The sequence below is a fragment of the Paenibacillus sp. BAC0078 genome (assembly GCF_054483875.1).
Genome location: NZ_JBTLRW010000013.1, coordinates 14,629 through 33,815, shown reverse-complemented (window position 1 = coordinate 33,815; position 19,187 = coordinate 14,629). Strand labels below are relative to the sequence as shown.

Below are 19,187 nucleotides of genomic sequence, written 5' to 3'. Positions count from 1 at the left end.
AAGCGACAGCAGTACATGTTTGTGACGGGTGAACTAGGGCGGGTGTTATGTGAGGCTACCGTTTCAGTGGAAGGATTCTGCTGAAGCGATAGCCTCTATTTCTGTTTTCTCTGAGTAGTCTTATAGAGTTATGACATGGGAGGATGCAGCGATCTTGATCCATGCTATACCCAGCCAAGTGTACACTTCTCTCCATTCATTGCCCGCACTGTCGGTCATAACAACCCCTGTGGTATCCACAGTTTGTACTCCGAGCCAGCCGGCAGGAGCTGCGCTGCCCATGGCGAAGTAGAAGGGGGTTGCTGTGGTCAGGATAATTACCGGCGTTGCCGGTTTGATATCTGCCTGGGTGATTATAGTATTGAATGTGCTGCTATAAGTGCTGCTTGTTACCGTTGACGTACCTGTGACAGTACCGGTTACTTCGTCGGCCAGAGCCGTTGCGGAAAAAGAAACTGCAATACTCATTGCTGCTGCGAAACTGATTAGCTTTTTCATCTGATATTCCTCCAAGTCCTGGATTTTGTGGAATGTTTCTCTATGTTCCTGCTGTGTTATTAAGCATGTAAACAAAATGGAACATGATGAACCAAACTCTCTTATTTTAGCGCACGACAAGGAAGAGAGGAAGGCCTATACTTTGTGCATGGCGAATAAGATATAGGGGGGCGGTTTTTTAGGCGATTGACAAATTGTTTCGGCATTTTGAGGTAAGGGTAACTATGCTGTAATACAGCAGCGCAAGCGGACATTAGGATGTGGAAGGGGTTTTGGAAATGATCATTGAACTTAGCGTTGCACTCGTTGCCATCGCATTTGCCATACTTGTTTACTTTTTGATATCTACCTTGAAATCGGCGAAGGATTCACTCGAGAAGGTCAGCCAGACTCTGGTGGAGGTCCAGAAAACGATTGATGAGCTTACTTATGAGGTGAAAACTACGGTCAGACATGCCAATGATATTACCGCAGACGTTCAGGGCAAAATTCAAAAGATTGATCCCATTGTGGATTCCGTGAAAAACCTCGGTGATGTCATGAATGAATTGACGCTTACCGTCAAGCAGGTATCGGTCACAGTGATTGAGAAATACCGGAAATCGCGGGAGCAGAAGGAGAAGGGGAAAGCTGCTGTACCTGTGGTAAAAGCACCGCTGGCTCCACCCGAAGAACGCACTGACAACTCTTCTGATGCCGTATATGCCAAGAAATCCTCAGGAAGAATAGAAGTGGCGCTGAAAGGCGTAGACGCTGCGGCCGCTATTTGGCAGAAGTTCCGCAAGTAAGCGGTGAATGGGACGGCATAGATTTGTTTGACGGGAATTCCTCATAAGGCGTTTCATGCTCTGCAAAACAGGTTAATGAAAGAACGTTCCGCTTTATGGTGTTGTGTGCATGGAGAGTCCATAGTCCAATAGCGTAACCTCCAGTCCCACTACCTGCAGTGGGGCTGGAGGTTACTTTGTTGAGTACGAAAGTAAGGACTTCATCCGGGGTATGCTGCTGAGTTCTGCGTGGAAAGAGGTTGTTCAAATATCGTATGATAGAGCAATATATAAAGACTTGCGGGTTGTAAGATTAAGACTCAATTTGTGCGGGGTGAAAAAGTTTGAAAATTCTTATCGTAGACGACAATCCAACTAACGTCATCATTATCCGTGAAATTCTGAAAAAAGAAGGTTACCGGGATTTTGCAACTGCAGCCTCTGCCAAAGAAATGCTGAAGCTGCTTGGCATCGGTTCAGAAAGCGAAGCCGCAGGCCAGCGGCCGCCAAATATTGATTTGATTCTGCTCGATATGATGATGCCGGAAATGGACGGTATTGAAGCATGCAGCGTTGTCCAGCAATATGAGCATCTAAGGGATATCCCGATTATTATGGTCACTGCCGTTGGAGATTCCAAAAAATTGGCGGAGGCGCTGGATGCCGGCGCAGGCGATTATGTGACCAAACCGATTAACAAGGTGGAGCTGATGGCCCGCATCCGCCTGGCGCTACGTTTGAAGCGGGAGAAGGATTGGCATAAGGAGCGGGATCAGCGGATACAGGATGAGCTGAAGCTGGCCGCTATGGTGCAGAATGCGGTGCTTAGCCAGCCGCTGAAGGAAGAGGCGTTTGAAGTGCATGCCCTCTACCATCCTTCGTTTGAACTGGCGGGTGACTTATATGCCTGGTATCCCCTTGGAGACGGACGGTATGCTGTCATTTTGCTGGATATGATGGGACACGGGATTTCCTCATCGCTGTTCTGCATGTTCCTGGCATCCGTGCTTAAGGATACCGTAACTGCCTATGTGCAGCCCAAAAAGGTCATTCAGGAGCTGAACAGGCGTTTCAACCAGCTCTACATTGAGAAGCAGCTCGTCCAATACTACTTCACAGCGATTTATCTCGTTGTGGATACCCGGCTCAAGCGGATTGATTATGTAAATGCCGGTCATCCGCCAGGACTCCTGTTCGAGGGTGGTGCTGCAGAGCCGATATTGCTGGAGAGCACCGGCCATCCGGTCGGTTTGTTTGACAGCATGGATATCCAGACACAGAGTCTGACCTACAAGGATGAGGGGCATTTGGTGCTGTATACGGACGGTCTGCTGGAAATGACGGAAGGCGGGCAGGAAGAGCAGCTTGAATTTATGATCGGACATTTGAATAAGGGACATGAATGGCAGGAAGAGGACATGCGCGCGGCTTTCTTAAGGAATGCTCCCAATCAGGAACGTGATGACGACAAGTGCCTGGTATGGATTTCATTGAAGAAGTAGTATTCGTAACTATGGTTTTTGGGTAATAGTCTTACAGTACTAGTAAGAGCCAGTCTGGAAATACGGTAATTTGCAGGGAGCTTTGATTAATGACAGCTATGGAGCGTAGGTACCATGAGCTATCCCCCCAGGCGGGTAGTGAGCAGGAGCTTGAGCAGATTGAAATTGAACTGCTTTTGAGCGGAGTGCATCGCCTGTATGGTTATGATTTCAGGAATTATGCGCTGCCTTCACTCAAGCGGCGGATCTGGCATCATGTGCATGCCGAGAATGTGCGAAGCATATCCGCGCTGCAGGAGAAGGTGCTGCATGACCGCGGCTGCTTTGAACGGTTTGTGTACAGCCTTTCCATCCCTGTGACGGAGATGTTTCGGGACCCCGGGATGTTCTCCACCTTCCGTGAGAGAGTGATCCCGCTGCTTCGAGCCTGTCCCCACATTCGGATCTGGCATGCCGGGTGCTCTACCGGGGAAGAAGTATATTCGATGGCCATCCTGCTGCATGAGGAAGGGCTGTACGAAAAGGCGCAGCTTTATGCCACAGACATGAACGCCCGCTCGCTTCAGCAGGCTAAGGAAGGCGTATACGAGATCGGCAAGATGAGGCAATACACCAGGAATTACATGGAGGCGGGCGGTACCCGCATGTTCTCCGAATACTATACAGCGAAATACAATTCGGTGGTTCTGCAGCCTTACTTGCGCAAAAACATTATTTTCGCAGAGCATAACCTGGCGACAGACACCTCGTTTAATGAATTCAATGTAATCTTTTGCCGCAACGTGATGATTTACTTCAACGAAGAACTCAGGGATCATGTCCACGGCTTGTTCTATGAGAGTCTCAGCCAGTCAGGAGTTCTGGTGCTCGGTTCCAAGGAATCCATTCATTTCACCAGACACAGTAACAGCTATGAGCCTATGGACACAGTGGAAAAAATCTACCGTAAGATGTAATAACGGGTTAGGAGGGGCCAAATGGGGTTTCAAGAACCGGTTCATATACTGCTTGTCGATGATCGACCTGAGAATCTGCTGGCGCTGGAGGCAGTGCTTGAGAGCCAGCATTATAAGCTTGTCACAGCGGGTTCCGGCGAAGAAGCGCTGCGTTGTCTGTTGAGATATGAATTCGCAGTGATTGTGCTGGATGTGCAGATGCCGGGTATGGATGGCATTGAAACCGCCAAATTAATCAAAGCCAGAGAGAAGACAAAGGATATCCCGATTATTTTTATCTCCGGAAGCAGCAAGGATGCAGAGCATTTATTTGCGGGATATTCTGCTGGTGCGATTGATTATATGGTCAAGCCCTTTATTCCGCAGATTCTGAAGTCCAAAATTAAAGGCTTTGTAGATATGTACCTGACCGCCAAGAAACATCAGATGCAATCCATGCTGCTGCAGCAAAAAACTCAGGAGCTGGAGAGAATTAACGCTGAGCTGATCAAAGCCAAGGAAGAAACGGAGCTCGCCGCCAAAGCCAAAACGGAGTTCCTGGCGATGATGAGCCATGAAATTCGTACGCCGATGAACGGTGTAGTGGGCATGATTGACCTGCTGATGGAGACAGAGCTTGCTCCCGAGCAGAAGGAATATACTGAAATTATCCGTAAAAGTGCCGATACACTAATTACCGTTTTTAATGATATTTTTGATTTCACCAAGATGAAGTCCGGCAAAATGGAAATGGAAGAGCAGCCCTTCGAGCTGCAGAACACAATTGAAGAGGAGCTCAGCTTGTTTTCTGCCGAAGCAGGCAAAAAGAATCTGGAGCTGTCTTATTATATTGATCATAAGCTGCCTAGGCTTATTTATGGAGACATGGTCCGTTTGCGTCAGGTATTGATCAATCTGGTGGCGAATGCTGTGAAATTCACCCACCAAGGCGGTGTTTACCTGGTTGCGTCTAGTGTCCCGGCAGTTGATAATAGGCTTACGGTCGAATTTACCGTTAAGGATACAGGCATCGGAATTTCCCCGGAGAAATGCGACCGTTTATTTCAGCCGTTCTCCCAGCTAGACTCTTCTATGTCCCGCAAATATAGCGGAAAGGGTCTGGGGCTGGCCATCTGCAAATCCCTTATCGGGATGATGGGCGGCGATATCCGGGTAGAATCTACTGAGGAAAAGGGTGCGGCTTTCGTATTTACGATTCAGGCAATGATTCCGGAGGAGGAGCCGGCAAGAGAGAATGCATGATCCACTAAGCATAATGTCGTAGTTTTTGTTTCAATAATGCGCCTATAGGGTTATTGGTAAAGAAAACATTTATCAGGAGAGATTGTCTATGAATGCAAATAAAAGCGAAAAGTTCCATGCAAAAACCGAAACTGAAGGCAGTGTATGTACGGTTTACCTAGTGGGAGAGCTTGATTTGTCGGTAGCTCCCGATTTTCGTCTGGTTATGGAGCCGCTCGTAGGAGATACAGGGCTTGATCTTGTCATGAATCTGAAGGATCTGAGATATATCGACAGCACCGGTATCGGCATTCTGCTCTCGATTCTCAAAGCAAGACATGGAATGGATGTTAAGTTTGCAGTTGCGGAGGTTCCGCCGCAAATCCAGAAGCTATTTGATATGACCGGAATTTCCAAGTTTTTTGCCCCCCAAGAGAATTCCCACTAGGAAAGGATCGAAATAAGGATGAGTGATGACGTGCAAAAAGTAGTTCTTCAGTTACCTGCGAGTGCAGATTATGTCGATATCGTCAGACTGAATTTATATGGAATTGCCTCGAAGATGGGGTTCACGTACGAGGATATTGAGGATATGAAGGTTGCTGTGTCTGAAGCCTGTAACAACTCCGTCCTGTATGCTTACGGCCAGGAAGACGGCTTGGTTGATGTAATCTTTGAAGTAGGAACAAGTGCCTTGTCCATTACAGTCAAAGATGAAGGGGAGAGCTTTGACGGTTTGGATACATCCGAAGAACGCATGACGCTGCATGATAAAGAGCTGAATGACGTTCAAGTAGGCGGGCTTGGATTTTACTTAATGCAGGCGCTCATGGATGATGTTAACGTTGTGAGCGAAGCAGGCAGAGGGACGGCCGTTACCCTGACTAAGCGGCTTAATTTCAGCGAGGAGAAAGTATGAACGAAAAAGTGACTCCCCCCGAGTCCACGAACGAGGCGGTAAGCCTGATCCGCGAATACCAGCAGACCAAAGACAATGAAATTGCAACGGTGCTGCTTCGCAAATATGAGCCGATGGTGAAGATGGCTGCAGGCAAAATCGCCCGCAATCGTCCTGATTTGTATGAGGATTTGTACCAGGTAGGACAGATGGCGTTAATCAGACTGCTCCAGCAATATGACATCAGTCTGGGAATCCCCTTCGAGCCCTACGCTATGAAAAGCATGATCGGACATATGAAAAATTTCCTGCGGGATAAATCCTGGTACATACAGGTTCCTAGAAGGATTAAAGAGAAGGGTGCCCTTGTGCAGCAGGCTATTGATGAGCTGATCATCAGACTCGAACGCTCGCCTGCGATAGAGGAAATTGCCCAGTATCTTGATCTTACGGTGGAAGAGACAGTGGAGGTGCTGGCGGGAAGAGAATGCTATCATTATGTATCTCTCGATTCTCCGCTCTCGCAAGAGGAGACAGGTGCCACGCTTGGTGAATTGATCAGTTCTGAAGCAAATGACTATGAGACAGTGGAGAAGCGTATGGATCTGCAGCAGGCGCTGGGGCAGCTTAAAGAGCAGGAGCAGCAGGTGCTGCTGCTGGCTTTTCAGGATGGAGAGTCGCAGCGGGCAATTGCCCAGAAGCTTGGGGTATCGCAAATGAGCGTCTCCCGGATTCAGAAGCGTGCCACAGAAAAGCTGAAGCAGATTATGGCGAATTCCTCCTACTGATGAAACTAATAGATGAACTCGCAAACAGGACATGCCTTATCCCCCGTTCAGGGTCAGGCATGTCCTTTATGGGTTTTACCTGAGAATTATGCTTGATCCGCAGCCTCTTTTGCTGCATCCTGTACAATAGACACGACATCATCCGCTGCATCGCTGACGGTTTCAGCAGTTGCTGTGCCCGAGTCCGACAGAGTTGCGGCGATTTGCTGCTTGCTGTCGCTGACGGCAGTGAAAATACCGGAGGCTTTGGCGGATACACTGCTGGCTAAATCCGCAGCCTTTTCTTGAGCGGCAGTGGCGATGCTTTTGGTTATATCGGTTACGACACCGGCGGCTTCTTTCGTTTTGTCCGTAGCTGCCGAGAATTTATCCGACAACTCACCCCGTACTTCACGGCCTGGCTTTGGTGCGAACAACAGCGCTGCGGCAGCGCCCAGCAAGCTTCCGATAACAATCCCTTTCAAGAATGGGCTTCCGCTCTCTGCCGGAATTTCCGGTTCTGCCTTATTCATCGCGGATCACTCCTTATAAGAATATTGTATTTCAGAATGGCTTAAAGTTCTTACTTGGTATATAAACGTCGGTGCAAAGTCTGAAACATCAAGGCGCTCTTGCTCAGGGCAGCGATTATTTCTGCCGCAGGCGGCCAAGCTCAGAGACCAGTGCCTCAACCTGTGCGATGCTCAGTCTGTCACTGCCCATAGCCACCTCATAAATATCGCGTATATCCTCGTAGTTGCTCACCGGGAAGGCAGAGGCTTGCATGGCAGCCGCACTTGCCATCTTCAGCTTGCTTTTGATGCCCTCGATCATGTATTCAACATTTTCCTGTGTAGGCTGGGATAGATCCATTAGGTGTAACAGTCCTCTCTGTATATTAGTTCAAATATTCTATCATGTTTATGAAGGCAAACACCATTTTTTTGTCTGCTCCGCTGGAATCATGTTAAATTAGAGAAAATATTCATTAGGTTTCACTAGCTGAAGGGAGAGAGGGCATTGGCAATCAGGGAGCAGGAGAGCAGAAAACGCAGTAAAATGGATGCTTCCGGGCTGGTCTCCTTCTTCCGGGAGATCGCGGCCAGGCATCCGCTGGAGCAAATTACGTTTCTCTGCATCGGAACAGACCGGTCCACCGGCGATGCGCTTGGACCGCTGACCGGCAGCCGGCTGGTGGAGCACGGCTTTCCGCATGTGAGCGGTACGCTGCCGTCCCCTTGTGACGCGGATAATCTGGCTCTGCGGATAGCGGAGATTCCCGAAGGGCAGTTTATTATTGCTGTTGATGCCTGCCTGGGGCCACCGGCTGCACTCGGAGCTTTTTTGGCGGCTGAAGGTCCGCTGCGGCCGGCGCAGTCGGTCGGACTGTCTTTGCCGGCAGTGGGGAATTACAGTATTGCGGCGATCGTCGATCTGAACGGTCCCCGTCCTTACCGGACTTTGCAGACCACTCCGCTGCACAGAGTGATGGTCATGGCCGGGCAAATTGCCGCAGCGGCGGCAGCCGGGTTCGGGTTGAATTCTTGAGAGCGTTTCAAAAGAGATAATTCTGCTTAAATAATGTAGACAAGAAACCGTCTCAAACCACGGATCATCTTGGTTGCTCGATTGCAGTTAGCTACTCTATAGAAGGAGGGAAGCCGTCATGGAAAATGTTCGTTATGAGGGATACAATATTAGTTACAGTGATCAAGGCGCAGGTGAGGTAATTGTATTGCTGCACGGCTTCTGTGGAAGCTCTGGCTATTGGGAGCAGGTTATTCCGCTCCTTAGCGGCGATTATCGGGTGATTGCTCTGGATTTGCGCGGCCACGGAGGCTCGGATGCTCCGCTTGGGGCTTACAGTGTGGAGCAGATGGCCGATGATGTGCTGGCTCTGCTGAACGCGCTGGAGATTTCCGGGTGCTACCTGCTTGGACACTCCCTTGGCGGATATGTCACTCTTTCCTTTGCCCAGCGTTATGCATCCCGTCTGAAGGGATTCGGGCTGGTTCATTCTACTGGCTACCCGGATAGTGAGGAGGCTAAGGAGAACCGGCTGAAGAGTGTGAGCACCATTCAGAATGAAGGGATTTTCGCGTTCGTGGATGGGCTGATTCCTGGGCTTTTTGCGGCAGGCGCTGCTCCGCAGCTGCTGGAGCGTGCGAAGGAGATCGGCTATAGAACACCTCCCCAAGGGGCGGTAGGCGCCGCGATGGCGATGCGTGAGCGTCCCGACCGCCGTGACGTCATCTCAGCCACCGTACTGCCGGTGCTGCTTGTTGCCGGTGCAGAGGACAGCAAGGTATCCCCTGAGCGGATCTTCACCTCGGATCATCCGAATGTGAGCCAGGTGACGATTCCCGGGGTGGGGCATATGAGTATGTACGAAGCGCCGGAACGCCTGGCGGAAACCATCAAGGATTTCGTGCATGCAGCGGTTAGGAAATAATCAGATGAGACAAGCGGAGCGGTTATAACGCCCGTGTTAATAATGCAAAAGAGGCAGCTCCGCCGAACCCGGCGAGGCTGCTTCTTTGTTTCACTGGAACTTGCGGATAGCCGGAATGCAGAGCACAAGTGCGACACAGGCCATACACAGTCCCGAAAAAATATAAATAGTCGCTACGCCCCCTATAAGATCGGCCAGCCAGCCTACCAGAATGTAGCCTACCGGCAGGAGTGCGAACGAGCCAAGCAAGTCCAGGCTGGCTACGCGTCCAAAGGCTTCCTGCGGAACGAGCTCCTGCAGGCTGATCTCCCAAATCAAGCCGAAGATCATCAGACCGAAGCCTTCAAGAGCAAACAAGGCGACCGCACCTGCAGCAGAGGGGGCAAAGGGCAGCAGGAACATAGCCAGACCGCTTACAAAGACCCCGCCGTAAGCCATTTTTCCGCGGTGACTCCACTTGTTCTTCATGCCGAACAGCAGTCCTGCCGCAATAGCACCGACACCGGAGAAGGTGACGGCAAGCCCGTATACGTAAGGTTCCCAGCCATGATGAACCTTAAAGAGCCAAGGCACAAGAATACTGCTGATGCCGGCATAGCAAATGTTAATGAAAGAAAAGGCCAGAATTGTAATCCAGAGCCAGGGATGGCTGCGCAATACGGCAATCCCTTCCTTGAAGTCCTCCTTCCAGTGAGGGGTGGAGGGGGCTTCTGCAGCTGTATGGGAGTGCACTGGCTGCTGTAATCGGGAGACGAGAACTTTACGCAACTGGATCAGACAGACCAGCGAAAACAAGTAGGTAAACGCATCCAGCCCAAAGCCGACGCCTGCCGACAGATGGGTAATGAGCAGCCCGCCGAGTACGGGGCCGATCAGACGGATGGTCTGTGAAGTCATTTGCGTCAGGGAATTGGCGGCAATGCGGATATCCGGGGTAAATACGGTGGCCCGGACTGCGGAGTAAGCAGGCTGGAATAGGCCGTCAAGTAAACCGTAGCAGCCGACCAATACCAGCAGCAGCGGGATGGTGAGCAGCCCGGACAGTGAGAGCACAGCCGTCAGGAGCATGATGAAGGCACGGAAAATGTCCGCCAGCATCATAATTTTCACCCGGTCGTAGCGGTCTACAATATGCCCGGAAATCGGCAGCATGATTACATTAGGCAGCATGTATACCGCCATTACGAAGCCCATTGTTGTAGTAGAACCAGTCAGGGAATACACCAGAACGGGCAGAATCACCATCGTCACCGAGCTTCCCAGGAAGGAAATCAGATGTCCGAGCCATAGTAAAGGAAAGGCCCGTGATTTGGCAAAAGGTGCGGCAAAGCTGCGCAGCGGGTTGCCTTTAGCTTGTTCAGAGGTGCTCTCGGGGATCATCCTGGGACCTCACCTCCGAATACAGATTGAAGTGTGTTCAGTATATTTTACCCTGTATTTTTTTGTCAATGAACATTTGGATTAACCCCTGGATTTCCTGCTTCAGAAGATGCGGCAAGTGGCGCAGAGCCAAGGAATGGTTTAAGATGAGTCCAAAGGGAAATGTTGTGGGTATTGAAAATTTCGTTAGCCAAGGAGAGGGGAGAACAGGATGTTCAGAAGAGATTACATCGTACGGATGATTGAGGATATGACGGCGATGGTTGCCAAGGTGCTCACGCTTAAGCAGGAGAAAAAGACGACAGAAGCCTTATGGGAGGTTGATGAGCTGCTGAACCGGCATTTCCGCTTGAATTCCCGGCTTTTGAATTCACTCTCCGTGGAGGATATCATTGATATGTATGTTTTGGGAGGCGTGGTGGAGTCCGACAGGCTTCAAGGCGTGGCGCGTCTGCTTAAGGAAGAAGGCTCCATTTACGCTGCGGCGGGGGATAAGGACGCGGCCTTGTTCAGAGCCATGCGGTCGCTGCATCTGTTTTTGTATGCCGATCTTCATGGTGCTGACCGCGAACTGATGGAAATGACGAAGGAAATAGACGAGCTCCTGCAGGAGGCCCGGGAATATATGCTTCCGGCGAAGACGGAACGGCTGCTGCTGACCTACATGGAATCCTTGGGCCGTTATGCCAAGGCAGAGGATAGTCTGTACCGGCTGTGGGAACATGGAGAAGCTGTAGCTTCGGAAGGGAAAGAGCTGTATGAACGGCTGCTATTGAAGCCAGCGGAGGATTTGGCACGCGGCGGTCTCCCTGCGGAAGAGGTCAGACAAGGCCTGGAAGAGTGGGGAAGGCTTACTGCTGAACTAGGAAAGGAGTCGAAGACCGTTTGAGCACGCCAATATTTATCGTTGATGCTTTTGCAGATCGCGCATTTGCAGGAAACCCCGCAGCGGTATGCCTGCTGGAAGGACCTGTTCCTGAGGCCTTCATGGCCCAAACGGCAGCGGAGATGAATTTGTCCGAGACGGCCTTTCTCTGGCCGGAGCAGGACGGCTACCGGCTGCGCTGGTTCACGCCTGCCGTTGAAGTCAACCTGTGCGGCCATGCCACACTGGCAAGCGCGCATGTGCTGTGGGAAACCGGACGGCTTGCTTCAGGCGAAGAGGCGAAATTCTACACCCGCAGCGGATTGCTACGGGCGACACAATCCGATCAGTTGATTTCGCTTTATTTTCCGCCGTATGAGCTTGTACCCTCTGGCCCGATTGCCGGATTGGCGCAAGCGCTGGGCATTAACGAAGACGATGTGCTGGAAACCTTGGCTTATGCCGACAACGTGCTGGTACGGTTGAAGGATGATAGCCTTGTGCGGCGGCTGAGCCCGGATTTTGCGCTGCTCGGCAAGCTTCCGCCAAGAGCGGTCGCCGTAACGGCGGAGAGTGAGCCCGAAGATGTCGATTTTGTATCGCGTTTTTTTGCACCGGGGGTTGGCGTGAATGAAGATCCCGTCACCGGGTCCGCGCATACCGCGTTAGCACCCTATTGGTCTGCCAGAATGGGCCGCTCGCACTTGACCGCGTATCAGGCCTCATCTCGTGGCGGCACGCTGCTGCTGGAAGTCACCCCGGAGCTGGTAACCTTATCGGGCCGGGCTGTGACTGTCGTCAGCGGCCAGTTTCATGTGCAATGACAATTCCATTTTTATATGTGAAAGTGAGATGTACCCTGTGGAAGCTTTGAATACTCTGATAGAACAAGTCATCAATAGCCGCACTCTGATTACGGCGACCCTGAGCCAGCTGCGCAGCAAAGGCGAAGCCACCTTCACCAAGGTGCAGGTAAAACCCGTAGAATTAAAGGGCAAGCTGCATTATCAGTTCGCCTATTATATCGGCCCTAAGGTCGAGCACCGCAATATCCTGGCTGAGGCCGCGGCGGAAGAATTGATGTCACTGCTGAGAGAGACGTTCCGGCAAGGGCTGCTTTGTACCGTAGAGGCCGATTATCAGGTGCTGATCAGCAAAAAATATAAGGTATCCATCCTGACCAAATCGCCGACCAAGCAGGAAGCGCCGAACCTGGCCCATAACCGCCGCAAGCAGTATGTGCTGGATGAAGGAGTGCCTGTGCCGTTCCTGGTAGAGCTGGGCATTATGAATAACGAAGGCAAGGTGCTGGCCAAAAAATACGACAAGTTCCGCCAGATCAACCGCTTTCTGGAGATGGTGGAGGATGTGCTTGCCGATCTGCCGTCCGGCCGTCCGCTGACCATTGTGGATTTTGGCTGCGGCAAGTCCTATCTAACCTTTGCGCTCTATCATTATTTGGCCGTCCGCGAGCAGCGGGAACTGAATATTGTCGGACTTGATCTCAAAGCCGATGTCATCGAGCATTGCAGTGCGCTCGCGGCCAAGCTTGGCTACGATCAGCTGCGGTTCCTGGTCGGCGATATTGCCGATTACAACGAGCTGGATCAGGTTGATATGGTCGTGACGCTCCATGCCTGTGATACAGCAACTGATGCCGCACTGGAAAAAGCGGTCCGCTGGGGCGCATCGGTAATCCTGTCGGTCCCTTGCTGCCAGCATGAGCTGTTTGCCCAGATTGAGAGCGAGGTGCTGAATCCCCTTTTGTCGCATGGTATTCTGAAGGAACGTTTCTCCGCTCTGGCTACGGATGCCATCCGGGCCAAGCTGCTCGACCTTATGGGCTATCGCACACAACTGCTGGAGTTCATTGACCTGGAGCATACGCCGAAGAATATTCTGATCCGCGCCGTCAAAGGCTCAGCCGGAGACAACGCCGCCAAATGGCGTGAATACAGCGCGTTCCGTGATTTTCTTGGGGCGAAGCCGTATCTCGAACGTGCCTGCACCGATCTGCTGCCAGCCGGCAATGCTGTGCAAGGCTGATGTCGCAAACTTAATACGTTAACGTGATTGCAGGACGGCTGCTTCCCTGGCGGGGGCGGGCCGTCTTGTTTGCGTTCCCCTTTTGTTTCAGGTGAAATTTGGAAAGGCTATAGATAACTTGATTCGTATAGGGGTAATTCGGGTGGAGCTGGATAAGCGGCAGAGGGGCCTGGAGCAGGCGACTATATTTGTGTGCGTTGGGGCGGTATTTGCAGCCGGTGCGGCGGCTTGTCTGCTGCGGGGGTTGTTTTTTGCTGAGGAGATGTATCTGTTTCTAACCTCATGGTTTATGCTGTGCGCGGCTCTTGTACTTTGGAGTCTGGCTGTGGCTGGGCTGTACAAGAGGGCAGAGGGGGCAGCCAATATGGGCGGCAGTATTGTGCCGGGAAAAGCGGAATTGCTGATGCTGATCTGTCCGCTGGCGATCCTTGTCCTTTATGCTGCTGCATGGCTGCGCGGGCCGATATCCCCGCAGGGAACACTGAACGAAATATTGCGCTGGGGCTTCTACGCCACCTTCGCTATCCTTGCATACTACTGTGCGGGAAACCGCTGGGGCGGACGGCTGCTCGCGGCAGTCTGGCATTTGCTGGGGATGACTATCAGCTTAAGCGCTTTGATTGCTGTATGCGGTGGAATGAATCTTCCCTATGCCGTTGCTTACAGCCAATCCCCGGAAGTCAGTGCCACAGGTGCGCGGCTGGCCGGGCTGCTCCAGTATCCGAACGCCTTTGGCGCGGTGATGGCGGTCTTCTTGCTGGAGCGGCTATTCGCCGCCGCTGCCCGCATGGAACGGGCCGGGGAACAGCGCTTGCTGCTGCGCACGCTCCCGCTGTTCCCCTACGCCGCCGCGCTGCTGCTCAGCGAGTCGCGCGGCGCGTGGCTGACTGCGGCTTGCGCCAGCGCCGCAGCCCTGCTCTGGAAGCGGCGGCTCTGCGCGCCGCTTCTTCTTGCCGGAGCCGCGCCCGTGGCCGGCGCGGCGCTGCTGTACCGCCAGCTAGCCCGCGCCGGGCTGGCGGTAGAGCCTTTGCCCGGCCTGCTTCTGCTGGCCGGGCTTTGGGGTTGCGCGCTGCTGGCAGGCGCGCTGCTGTGCCGCCGCCGGCCGGGCGCGGCGGGCGTGGGGGCTGCCGCCAAGCTGGCGCTGGCGGCGGCAGGCTGGACGGCGGCGGGCAGCGCCGTCCTTGTGCAGGTACGCGAGCGGATTACCGGACCGTCGCCGACGGTCAACGCTCGCGGGCTGATGTACCGCGATGCCTGGAAGCTCGCGGCGGAAGCGCCCTGGCTGGGGCGCGGGGGAGAGACTTGGCGGAGCGCGTATCACGCCGCCCAGTCCCGCCCCTATGTAGGCAGCCAGGTGCACAGCGGTTACCTCGACCTCCTGCTTAACGCGGGAGTGGTCGGTTTGGCTGCCGCCTTGCTGCTGCTGGCGGCAGCAGGCTGGCTGGTGGCAATGGCCTCGCCGAGGCTGCTGCCACCGCTGCTCGTCATCGCCTTGCACGGCGCAGTCGATTTCGACTGGAGCTACGGCCTCACGTGGCTGCTGCTGTTTCTGCTGCCGGCGCTCGCCCGTGCAGAAGCGCTGCACGGAGCATCTGCTGCACCTGCACAAGGTGTCAGAATTGTACCTCCTGAGCCAGCAAACTCGGCCACCGCCCTCGACGCATTAAGTTCTGAATCTATTGCATCGGAGTCTACAATCTCCGCCGCACAGAGCCTCGGAGCTATTGCACCCGAACCAGCGAGCTCTGCCGCCACTTCTGTCAGGCTGAGCTCAGGAATTATTGCACCTGAACCCACAATCTCAGTGGCAGTCTCAATCGCACAGGGCCTTACAACTGTTACCCCCGGGCCTGCACTCACCATAGCCCAGTACGCTGAAACCGGTGTCCCTAATCCATTGGCAACAGCCCAGCCCCGCCGCAGGCCACAGCAGCGCTGGGCTATACGGCATATTGCAATGACGGCTATAGCCTGCGGCTTGAGCCTGACACTTGCCCTGCTGTCTTTCCATGCGATGAAGGGGAGGGAGCTTTACAAGCAGGCAATCGTGGCGGCGCAGGCTTCAGAAAGAGCATCACTGCTTCAGCAATCGCTGCAATGGAATCCCCTTGAGCCGAGGACGGCTGTTCTTTTATCCCGGCTGCTCCCGGATCAGCAGGGGACAGAACTGCTGCTTGAGAGACAGAGGTATACACCGGAGAGTGCTCTCCTGCAATGGGAGTTGTCGAAGCGGGCTTTGCAAGGTGATAATCCCGGTACGGCGTTGTACAGGGTTCGTAGAAGCCTGCGGCTGGATGCCTTTAATCCCGTTAAGCGGGAAGAGGCGGTGAAAGGAATGCTTGATATGAGTGTTCGCAGGATGAAAGCGGGGGATTGGGAGGGAGCGTTCCAAAGTGCCGCCGCCGGAATGGAGCTGCTGCGGCAGTACCGTCTGCTGAGCGCAAATGACAGCAGCAAAGGGAGAGAGCATAATGACCGCCGGTTCGGAATCGCCAAGGAAATTGAAGGTCTGGGCCTGCAATTAAGCAGGCTGCGGGCGGAAGCTTACTATTCTGGACTGGAAAACAGCTGTGTACAGCAAATAGCCTATTCATCCAAGCAGGGGACCGGATAAATAGGCGCACCGTAAAATTATGGATTCTCTATCCGCAAGGCGGCTGAACCGCCTTCTTCTTAAGCCTTGCTCCGCGATGAAATCAGCCATGAATACACAACTGGCGGGAAGATGACAATCAGCAGGGCGGCAATAATCAGACTGACGGCCACGCTTCTCGGCAAGAAGGCCCCCATTGCGATCAGCAGACCGCCAAGCACCCACATCTTGCCGGAGAACCGGTGAGTTTTCCTCCAGACTTCCGGGCTGGACAGCGTCCAAGGTGTACGGATGCCTGTGAAATAATTGTCTCTAATCTGCGGCAAATAATTACCAACTACAATAAACAGCAGTCCTGCAGCGACCATAGCAAATTTGCCCGCCTCAAAATTTTTATCCAAGCCGTAAGCGACACTCAGCACCAGCATGGCATCGAACACCGCCGCAATAGCCAAACGGATCATTTTGTAGGCATTTGGGAACCTATTGTAGTTTTCTTTTTTCGGATCGGCATTGCGTATGAACTGCATCCCCAGAGGGAAAATTAGACCCATAAAACCCAAGAAGGCGATAACCGAATCTTTGCTCCAGTAAGTATTGACCTCTCCGCTGATGCTGAATTGGGCAGGGAGCTGATCGGGCAGCTTCCCATAGTTGATCAGCGCGTAACCCAACGAAAGAACGCCCAGAATGACAATCAGCGTGTCCTGCCACTTCCATTTGAAATTCTTCATCCTGCTCAGCCTCCATGTTCTTCATCAATGTCCTGCCGCTTGTTGTCCGAACCTGTGCGGCTCTCTGCTTCGCTTGCTTGTCCCGTATTGGTCAGCTCCAAAAACCAGCCGAGCACCTCTTCCAGTACGGTCGTATCCAACGAATACAGAATGAATTGCCCCTGCCGCTCGTCCTGCACGAGACCTGCATGCTTGAGAGCGCTAAGATGATGCGAAATACTCGGTTTTGACATGTTGAAATATTCGGCAATCTCCCCGGCGGTCCGGTCCTTCTCCCGCAGCAGCCGTAAAATCTGTCTACGCGTCGGATCTGCCAGCGCCTTGAAGGATTCGTTCATTGCTCACCCGACCTTTCGATATTTAAATAATTATCTAAATATATAATAAGATTCGAGCAAATAATTGTCAATTGGAATCTCTGATCGCATTAATCGGGCTGTCTTTTTCAGATTCCCTTAAGTAGAAGTCGTAAGCCCGCATATGCTAGAATAGGCTAAGAGAAGCTGGGTACATAGAGCGGAAGCGGCATTAAGCTGATTTTCGCAAATAAACGGGAGGAGGAGCTGCATTTTGCACGTTATTTCTGATCTGATCTCGCAATTGTTTGAATGGATTCAGAGTCTTGGTTACTTTGGGATTATGGTCGGGCTCATGATTGAGGTTATTCCTAGTGAAATTGTACTGGCCTTTGGGGGTTATCTGGTCTCGCAGGGACAGATTAATTTTATTGGCGCAGTGCTCTTCGGTACGGTCGGTGGGGTCATTGCCCAAATATTCGTGTATTGGATCGGCCGATATGGCGGCAGACCTGTGCTGGAGAAATACGGGAAGTATATTTTTATCAAGAAAAAGCATATTGACCATTCCGAAGAATGGTTCAACAAGTACGGTACCGGGGTGATCTTCACAGCGCGTTTTATCCCGGTTGTGCGCCACGCTATTTCCGTTCCTGCCGGGATCTCGCGCATGCCTCTGGGCAAATTCACCCTGCTGACTACGCTGGCTGTTATTCCTTGGAGTACGCTTTTTGTATATTTGGGTTATACGCTTGGCGATAAATGGGAAACGATTGATGAAGTCGCCGCCAAGTATACCCGTGAGCTGCTGCTTGGCGCTATTGCTATCATTGTTATCTACTTCCTGTTCAAATGGTACAAGTCCAAGAAGAAAGGTAGTGCAGTATGAAGCAGAATGTAGCCCATAAGTATGGTAAAGGTCTGACTCCGCGCCAGTTCGTTGAAGGCATGACGAAGAATCAGCAGGCGTTCGAATCCTGGTATGAACAATTCACCTGGGAAGACAGCGGAGACCGCGAATTTTTTGAGAGCCTGAATCACCGCGATGATCTGCGTGTGCTGATTCTGGCCGCAGATTGGTGCGGCGATGTTGTTCGCAATGTACCGGTTGTATTCCGCATTCTGGAGACGGCGGGAATCAAGACCGAAGTGCTGATACTCGAAGAAAATCAGGAAGTGATGGATGAATTCCTCACTATGGGCGGAAGAGCCGTACCTATCGTCATTTTTGCCGATACCGGCGGTTATGTGCTGGGCCACTGGGGGCCGCGTCCGGAGCATGTGCAATCGCTGATGAACGCGTTCAAGCGTGAGAACCCGGACCGCGAGGCTGCCGATTACGACAGCAAAATCGCCGAAGTACGCAAGGCTATGGGGCAAGCCTACGGAGAAGGAACGGAATCACACGCAGTAATTGCCAAAGAGCTGCGCAGTCTGATCTCCGGATTTTAACAAGCGATGCTCAATATACGTTCCTATAATCTCGGTTCTCTCCAGACCAATGCCTACTTGCTGACAGGTGCTGATCCCGGACGTGGTGTAATTATCGACCCCGGCGCCAATCCAGCCGCCCTTTTGCGCGCAATTGAAGGTATGGAGATTGAGGCTGTCCTGCTTACACATGCCCACTTCGATCATATCGCCGGTCTTGACGAGATTCGCAAAGCCAAGAAATGCCCTGTCTATCTGCATGCCCTTGAGAGTGAATGGCTAAGCAGTCCCAAGCTGAACGGTTCGCTGATGTGGCCGGATGTCACGCCGCCTATCAGCACAGATCCTGCCGAATATGATCTGGCGGAAGGACAAGTGCTGGAACTGCTTGGACTTACCTTCCGTGTATTCCATACCCCGGGACACTCCCCGGGAAGCGTAAGCTTCCTCTGCGGCAGCGATCTCTTTTGCGGGGATGTGCTGTTCAAGCTGGGTGTGGGACGCACCGATCTGCCCGGCGGCCGCGAACGCGATCTTATCGACTCCATACGCGGCAAGCTGTACCGGCTGGATGAAGAAGTCCGGGTTTTTCCCGGTCATGGACCACGGACGACCATTGGTTTCGAACGGCTCCGTAATCCTTACGTCCCTATGTGACTCCATATCAAGGAAGTCGACATAAAGCGGCAAAAAACTGATGGACAAGAGAATACAAAGTTGCTACAATAATGTTAATTAAATGTAACATTTAACCTCGCGAAGCACGCAGACTGTGGAATAA

Annotated in this window: 21 protein-coding genes and 1 pseudogene; 16 read left to right on the top strand and 6 right to left on the bottom strand. The window is 52.5% G+C overall.

The window, feature by feature from the left end; translation table 11 throughout:
* Window positions 1–120: 120 nt before the first annotated feature.
* Window positions 121–498: a hypothetical protein gene (locus tag ACX1DY_RS21705; RefSeq protein WP_458966289.1), complete on the bottom strand. Its 378-nt coding sequence runs from the start codon at window positions 496–498 to the stop codon at window positions 121–123.
* Between the two features lie 278 nt (window positions 499–776).
* On the opposite strand from ACX1DY_RS21705, the gene ACX1DY_RS21700 reads away from it, so the two are divergent.
* The 7 genes and pseudogenes from ACX1DY_RS21700 (at window position 777) to ACX1DY_RS21670 (ending at window position 6,630) form a co-directional block, all read left to right on the top strand.
* Complete coding sequence (locus ACX1DY_RS21700; RefSeq protein ID WP_458966288.1) at window positions 777–1,286, top strand: DUF948 domain-containing protein; 510 nt, start codon at window positions 777–779, stop codon at window positions 1,284–1,286.
* Window positions 1,287–1,609: 323 nt separating this feature from the next.
* Window positions 1,610–2,767, top strand: coding sequence for a PP2C family protein-serine/threonine phosphatase (locus tag ACX1DY_RS21695; protein ID WP_458966287.1), 1,158 nt, complete (start codon window positions 1,610–1,612; stop codon window positions 2,765–2,767).
* 89 nt (window positions 2,768–2,856) lie between these two features.
* On the top strand, window positions 2,857–3,723 hold the full coding sequence (locus ACX1DY_RS21690; RefSeq protein ID WP_458966286.1) for a CheR family methyltransferase: 867 nt from the start codon (window positions 2,857–2,859) through the stop codon (window positions 3,721–3,723).
* Window positions 3,724–3,744: 21 nt separating this feature from the next.
* Window positions 3,745–4,941: pseudogene (locus ACX1DY_RS21685) on the top strand (response regulator); the annotation flags it as partial.
* Window positions 4,942–5,053: 112 nt separating this feature from the next.
* Window positions 5,054–5,392 (top strand): STAS domain-containing protein, encoded by a 339-nt coding sequence (locus ACX1DY_RS21680; protein ID WP_458966285.1) that lies wholly within the window; start codon window positions 5,054–5,056, stop codon window positions 5,390–5,392.
* An 18-nt stretch (window positions 5,393–5,410) separates the two neighbouring features.
* The gene (gene rsbW, locus ACX1DY_RS21675) at window positions 5,411–5,863 is read left to right on the top strand and encodes an anti-sigma B factor RsbW (protein WP_458966284.1); all 453 of its coding nucleotides are present in this window, start codon (window positions 5,411–5,413) and stop codon (window positions 5,861–5,863) included.
* Entirely contained in the window at window positions 5,860–6,630 is a 771-nt protein-coding gene (locus ACX1DY_RS21670; protein ID WP_458966283.1) for a sigma-70 family RNA polymerase sigma factor, read from the top strand. Before rsbW ends, ACX1DY_RS21670 begins: the two co-directional genes overlap by 4 nt.
* An 86-nt stretch (window positions 6,631–6,716) precedes the next feature.
* Here the strand turns inward: ACX1DY_RS21670 and ACX1DY_RS21665 are convergent, their stop codons facing one another.
* Both ACX1DY_RS21665 and ACX1DY_RS21660 read right to left on the bottom strand, forming a co-directional pair.
* Window positions 6,717–7,142 (bottom strand): YtxH domain-containing protein, encoded by a 426-nt coding sequence (locus ACX1DY_RS21665; RefSeq protein ID WP_458966282.1) that lies wholly within the window; start codon window positions 7,140–7,142, stop codon window positions 6,717–6,719.
* A 115-nt stretch (window positions 7,143–7,257) separates the two neighbouring features.
* Window positions 7,258–7,482: a DUF1128 domain-containing protein gene (locus ACX1DY_RS21660; protein ID WP_458966281.1), complete on the bottom strand. Its 225-nt coding sequence runs from the start codon at window positions 7,480–7,482 to the stop codon at window positions 7,258–7,260.
* 147 nt (window positions 7,483–7,629) lie between these two features.
* Between ACX1DY_RS21660 and yyaC the strand changes: the two genes are divergently transcribed.
* Together yyaC and ACX1DY_RS21650 are read left to right on the top strand one after the other, a co-directional pair.
* Window positions 7,630–8,157, top strand: coding sequence for a spore protease YyaC (gene yyaC, locus ACX1DY_RS21655; RefSeq protein ID WP_458966280.1), 528 nt, complete (start codon window positions 7,630–7,632; stop codon window positions 8,155–8,157).
* 118 nt (window positions 8,158–8,275) lie between these two features.
* Window positions 8,276–9,061: an alpha/beta fold hydrolase gene (locus ACX1DY_RS21650; RefSeq protein WP_458966279.1), complete on the top strand. Its 786-nt coding sequence runs from the start codon at window positions 8,276–8,278 to the stop codon at window positions 9,059–9,061.
* 90 nt (window positions 9,062–9,151) lie between these two features.
* On the opposite strand, the gene ACX1DY_RS21645 is transcribed toward ACX1DY_RS21650, so the two are convergent.
* Complete coding sequence (locus ACX1DY_RS21645; RefSeq protein ID WP_458966278.1) at window positions 9,152–10,441, bottom strand: MFS transporter; 1,290 nt, start codon at window positions 10,439–10,441, stop codon at window positions 9,152–9,154.
* A gap of 211 nt (window positions 10,442–10,652) precedes the next feature.
* Here ACX1DY_RS21645 and ACX1DY_RS21640 point away from each other — a divergent pair, with 211 nt between their 5' ends.
* The 4 genes from ACX1DY_RS21640 (at window position 10,653) to ACX1DY_RS21625 (ending at window position 15,966) form a co-directional block, all read left to right on the top strand.
* Entirely contained in the window at window positions 10,653–11,330 is a 678-nt protein-coding gene (locus ACX1DY_RS21640; protein ID WP_458966277.1) for a DUF6483 family protein, read from the top strand.
* Window positions 11,327–12,130 (top strand): PhzF family phenazine biosynthesis protein, encoded by an 804-nt coding sequence (locus ACX1DY_RS21635; protein WP_458966276.1) that lies wholly within the window; start codon window positions 11,327–11,329, stop codon window positions 12,128–12,130. The genes ACX1DY_RS21640 and ACX1DY_RS21635 overlap by 4 nt, the downstream gene beginning before the upstream one ends.
* A gap of 28 nt (window positions 12,131–12,158) precedes the next feature.
* Window positions 12,159–13,352: a class I SAM-dependent methyltransferase gene (locus tag ACX1DY_RS21630; protein ID WP_458966275.1), complete on the top strand. Its 1,194-nt coding sequence runs from the start codon at window positions 12,159–12,161 to the stop codon at window positions 13,350–13,352.
* Window positions 13,353–13,494: 142 nt separating this feature from the next.
* Window positions 13,495–15,966 carry an O-antigen ligase family protein gene (locus ACX1DY_RS21625; RefSeq protein ID WP_458966274.1) on the top strand — a complete coding sequence of 824 codons (2,472 nt, stop codon included), beginning with the start codon at window positions 13,495–13,497 and terminating at the stop codon, window positions 15,964–15,966.
* Window positions 15,967–16,025: 59 nt separating this feature from the next.
* Here the strand turns inward: ACX1DY_RS21625 and ACX1DY_RS21620 are convergent, their stop codons facing one another.
* Window positions 16,026–16,679, bottom strand: coding sequence for an SdpI family protein (locus ACX1DY_RS21620; RefSeq protein ID WP_458966273.1), 654 nt, complete (start codon window positions 16,677–16,679; stop codon window positions 16,026–16,028).
* 5 nt (window positions 16,680–16,684) lie between these two features.
* Complete coding sequence (locus tag ACX1DY_RS21615; protein WP_458966272.1) at window positions 16,685–17,017, bottom strand: autorepressor SdpR family transcription factor; 333 nt, start codon at window positions 17,015–17,017, stop codon at window positions 16,685–16,687.
* 232 nt (window positions 17,018–17,249) lie between these two features.
* Here ACX1DY_RS21615 and uptA point away from each other — a divergent pair, with 232 nt between their 5' ends.
* The 3 genes from uptA to ACX1DY_RS21600 are packed head-to-tail and all read left to right on the top strand — an operon-like array spanning window position 17,250 to window position 19,063.
* A complete protein-coding gene (uptA, locus tag ACX1DY_RS21610) occupies window positions 17,250–17,864 on the top strand; it encodes an undecaprenyl phosphate transporter UptA (protein WP_458966271.1) in 615 nt (204 codons plus the stop codon).
* Window positions 17,861–18,427 (top strand): thioredoxin family protein, encoded by a 567-nt coding sequence (locus ACX1DY_RS21605; RefSeq protein ID WP_458966270.1) that lies wholly within the window; start codon window positions 17,861–17,863, stop codon window positions 18,425–18,427. The genes uptA and ACX1DY_RS21605 overlap by 4 nt, the downstream gene beginning before the upstream one ends.
* A gap of 6 nt (window positions 18,428–18,433) precedes the next feature.
* Window positions 18,434–19,063, top strand: a complete 630-nt coding sequence (locus ACX1DY_RS21600; RefSeq protein ID WP_458966269.1) for an MBL fold metallo-hydrolase — start codon at window positions 18,434–18,436, stop codon at window positions 19,061–19,063.
* Window positions 19,064–19,187: the final 124 nt, after the last annotated feature.

What these genes read in the sequence shown, in the direction of transcription:
- ACX1DY_RS21705 (WP_458966289.1), bottom strand. Translation starts at nt 498, where the DNA reads ATGAAAAAGCTAATCAGTTTCGCAGCAGCAATGAGTATTGCAGTTTCT.
- ACX1DY_RS21700 (WP_458966288.1), top strand. Translation starts at nt 777, where the DNA reads ATGATCATTGAACTTAGCGTTGCACTCGTTGCCATCGCATTTGCCATA.
- ACX1DY_RS21690 (WP_458966286.1), top strand. Translation starts at nt 2,857, where the DNA reads ATGACAGCTATGGAGCGTAGGTACCATGAGCTATCCCCCCAGGCGGGT.
- ACX1DY_RS21680 (WP_458966285.1), top strand. Translation starts at nt 5,054, where the DNA reads ATGAATGCAAATAAAAGCGAAAAGTTCCATGCAAAAACCGAAACTGAA.
- rsbW (WP_458966284.1), top strand. Translation starts at nt 5,411, where the DNA reads ATGAGTGATGACGTGCAAAAAGTAGTTCTTCAGTTACCTGCGAGTGCA.
- ACX1DY_RS21670 (WP_458966283.1), top strand. Translation starts at nt 5,860, where the DNA reads ATGAACGAAAAAGTGACTCCCCCCGAGTCCACGAACGAGGCGGTAAGC.
- ACX1DY_RS21665 (WP_458966282.1), bottom strand. Translation starts at nt 7,142, where the DNA reads ATGAATAAGGCAGAACCGGAAATTCCGGCAGAGAGCGGAAGCCCATTC.
- ACX1DY_RS21660 (WP_458966281.1), bottom strand. Translation starts at nt 7,482, where the DNA reads ATGGATCTATCCCAGCCTACACAGGAAAATGTTGAATACATGATCGAG.
- ACX1DY_RS21650 (WP_458966279.1), top strand. Translation starts at nt 8,276, where the DNA reads ATGGAAAATGTTCGTTATGAGGGATACAATATTAGTTACAGTGATCAA.
- ACX1DY_RS21645 (WP_458966278.1), bottom strand. Translation starts at nt 10,441, where the DNA reads ATGATCCCCGAGAGCACCTCTGAACAAGCTAAAGGCAACCCGCTGCGC.
- ACX1DY_RS21640 (WP_458966277.1), top strand. Translation starts at nt 10,653, where the DNA reads ATGTTCAGAAGAGATTACATCGTACGGATGATTGAGGATATGACGGCG.
- ACX1DY_RS21630 (WP_458966275.1), top strand. Translation starts at nt 12,159, where the DNA reads ATGTACCCTGTGGAAGCTTTGAATACTCTGATAGAACAAGTCATCAAT.
- ACX1DY_RS21620 (WP_458966273.1), bottom strand. Translation starts at nt 16,679, where the DNA reads ATGAAGAATTTCAAATGGAAGTGGCAGGACACGCTGATTGTCATTCTG.
- ACX1DY_RS21615 (WP_458966272.1), bottom strand. Translation starts at nt 17,017, where the DNA reads ATGAACGAATCCTTCAAGGCGCTGGCAGATCCGACGCGTAGACAGATT.
- ACX1DY_RS21605 (WP_458966270.1), top strand. Translation starts at nt 17,861, where the DNA reads ATGAAGCAGAATGTAGCCCATAAGTATGGTAAAGGTCTGACTCCGCGC.
- ACX1DY_RS21600 (WP_458966269.1), top strand. Translation starts at nt 18,434, where the DNA reads ATGCTCAATATACGTTCCTATAATCTCGGTTCTCTCCAGACCAATGCC.